Annotated in this window: 2 protein-coding genes; both read right to left on the bottom strand. The window is 63.0% G+C overall.

The window, feature by feature from the left end; translation table 11 throughout:
* Positions 1–137: 137 nt before the first annotated feature.
* Positions 138–878, bottom strand: a complete 741-nt coding sequence (gene istB, locus ACW4LP_RS12280; protein ID WP_231699553.1) for an IS21-like element helper ATPase IstB — start codon at positions 876–878, stop codon at positions 138–140.
* On the bottom strand, positions 878–2398 hold the full coding sequence (gene istA / locus ACW4LP_RS12275; protein WP_241520769.1) for an IS21 family transposase: 1521 nt from the start codon (positions 2396–2398) through the stop codon (positions 878–880). The genes istB and istA overlap by 1 nt, the downstream gene beginning before the upstream one ends.
* Between the last annotated feature and the right edge of the window lie 196 nt (positions 2399–2594).

Here is a 2594-nt window from a genome sequence, read left to right as displayed (position 1 = left end):
TGCGTACGGTACGCCTGAGCGGTGACTGTTCCACGCTACGCCGATGATGTATGTCCACAGCGCCGATGCCTGTTCCATGCAGCGCCGATAATCGGGAGGGGCCGTTTCGACCCCTCCCGCTCTTCGTCGGTTTGCTCCTATTCCATTCCTCTCATCCGCTTGCGCATAGATTCCTCGCCTGCAATGTGGATGGTGTAGGACTTGCACACCACGCGGTCGATGACGGCGTCGGCAATGGCCCCGTTGCCCAGGTTCGCGTGCCATGCCGACGGCGGGAACTGCGAGCACAGGATGAGCGATCCGGTCCTGTCCCTCGCCTCGATTACCTCCATAATCTCCCTGGCCTCATTTGGCTTGACCTGCTCCAGCAGCCAATCGTCGATGATCAGCAGATCGCACTTGATGTACTTCTTGCGCTGCTTGAGCCATTCCTCGTCTTTGAAGACGGTGAGCTCGTCCAGCAGCTCCGGCAGCCTGGTGTAGCGCACGGTGTAGAACGCGTTGCAGGCAGCCACTCCAAGGGCGTTGGATATCCAGGTCTTGCCGGCTCCGCTCGCCCCTGTGACGATGATGTTGCGCCTGCTCGCGATCCACGAGCAGTTGGACAGCTCGACCATCTGGGCGCGGTCGAGTTTTCGGTCGTCATCGTAGCGGACATCGGCGATATTCGCATCCTGCTCGGGAAAGCCCGCCTGCCTCAGGTGCCGAAGGCGCTTGTTGGTCCTGCGCGAGTCCCATTCGGCGTCGACGATCATGGCGAGGCGCTCGTCGAAGCTCAATCCTGATGCCGCGGGAAGCTCTTCTTGGTCGCGATAGGCCCGGGCCATCACCGACAGCCTCATGTCGTGCAGCTTGTCCATAGTCGATTGGCTCGCCATCATCGTCCGCCTTTCTCGCCGTTGTCGGCGCCTGCGCTCTCGATCTTTCGGTAGTAGTCCTGGCCCCTCAGATAGGCGCCTGCCGCCTCGTCGGTGCGCCCGACTTCCCGGGCAAGTGCCGCTATTACGCCCTTTATAGTCTTGTAGCTGGGCCTCTGCGTCCTGAGAAGGGCCTTTTGGCACGCTTCCTCCAAAAGCTCCCCTCCATAGGTCTTCTCCAGGGCGAGCACGGCGCGGCACGAGCGGTACGACTGCTGCTCGATCCTGCGCGACGACAGGATGGCCCCGATCGCCCGCGCGGTGGCCTCCCCGATGCTCTCGGCCCACGACCTGAACCGCGCGCCGTCCCATTCGGCGTAGTCCCTGTGGGCATCCGGCATGTGGTCGGGGTTGGTGCGGTACTCGCCCTTGCGGTGAGCGCGCTCGTGCATGGCGATCCGCGTGCCGTCCGCCATCACCGACACGGTCCTCGCCGTCGCGACCACGGCGACCGTGCGCTTCACGAATTCGAACGGAACCGAGTACCAGCAGCCGTCGAAGCACACGTGGTAGTTAAAATTGACGGTGACCTCCTTGCGGGCCGTCATCTCGTAGGGAGTCGCCGGCAGCGGGATGAGCAGCGGTTTTTCCTGGGCGAGGAATACGCTCTCCCTGCTGCCCTCGCGCCTTTGGAAGGGGCGCGAGTTGATGGCGGCGACCTGGTCCGCAAGGGCCGAGTTGAACTCGCCGAGGGACATGAACCGCCTTCCCCTCAGCGCGAGCATGGCCTGGCGCTCGATGAGGCCGACTCCCATCTCCACGCTCGCCTTGTCCCTGGGCCTTCTGACCCTGGCGGGCACGACGGCGCACCCGTAGTGCTCGCTCATGCGGCGGTACTGCTCGTTGACGATGAGCGCCTCTTTGGTGTTCTTGGACACCGCGGTCTTGCAGTTGTCCGGCACGAGAACGGGGGTCGCGCCGCCGAAGAAGGAGAACATATGGGCATGGGCGTCGATCCAGGCCTGCTCGTCGGTTCTGTAGAATCCCTCGGCGAACAGGTAGTTGGAGTAGGGCAGGCATCCCGCGAACACGTAGACCCTCAGAAGTTCGCCCGTATCGGGATCGACCACTTCCGCCGTGTCCCCGACCCAGTCCACCTGGATGGTCTCGGCCGGCCTGTGGTCGATGCGCATGCGGATGTCGTGGGCCTGCGCCCACTTCCTGTACTCCCTGCAGAAGGCCGAGTACATGTAGGGCTCCTCGCCCCGCGACACGGCGGAATCGCAGTACTCGTTCCACAGAAGCGACAGCGTCATGCCGCGCCGTCCAAGCTCCCGGGCCACATGCTCGAAGTCGATGGCGGCCTTGTCCGTGGCCTTGCGGCTCCTCTTCGGGTAGATAACGGACCGGATCGCCGCATCGTCCATCTCCTCCGGGAGCGGCCAGGAAAGGCCGCGCGCTCGTGCCGCTCGGATAACGTCCGAGACGGTCGATTGCGCGCAGCCGCAAGAGAAGGCGACGCTTTCCTGGCTCACCCCCATCGCGATCAATCGGAGGATTTCTCTGTACTTGACCATTCTTCTTTCCTTTCCCTAGATGGCCATAGGCGCCCTTTTGGCACCCAGGTGAATTCTAGGAAAGGAAGTGGAGGAGGAAAGAGCCTTAGGCTATCGGCAACGCGTGGAATGAGTATCGGCGACGCGCGGAATCATCATCGGACAAGCGCGCAGGAGGCAA

The sequence above is a fragment of the Adlercreutzia sp. CNCM I-6215 genome, assembly GCF_977072315.1.
Note: the sequence above shows the minus strand (reverse complement) of the source record. Positions and strands in the feature narration are given on the sequence as shown.

Excerpts from the sequence above, each read along its gene's own strand:
- istB (WP_231699553.1), bottom strand. The coding sequence starts at position 878 with ATGGCGAGCCAATCGACTATGGACAAGCTGCACGACATGAGGCTGTCG.
- istA (WP_241520769.1), bottom strand. The coding sequence starts at position 2,398 with ATGGGGGTGAGCCAGGAAAGCGTCGCCTTCTCTTGCGGCTGCGCGCAA.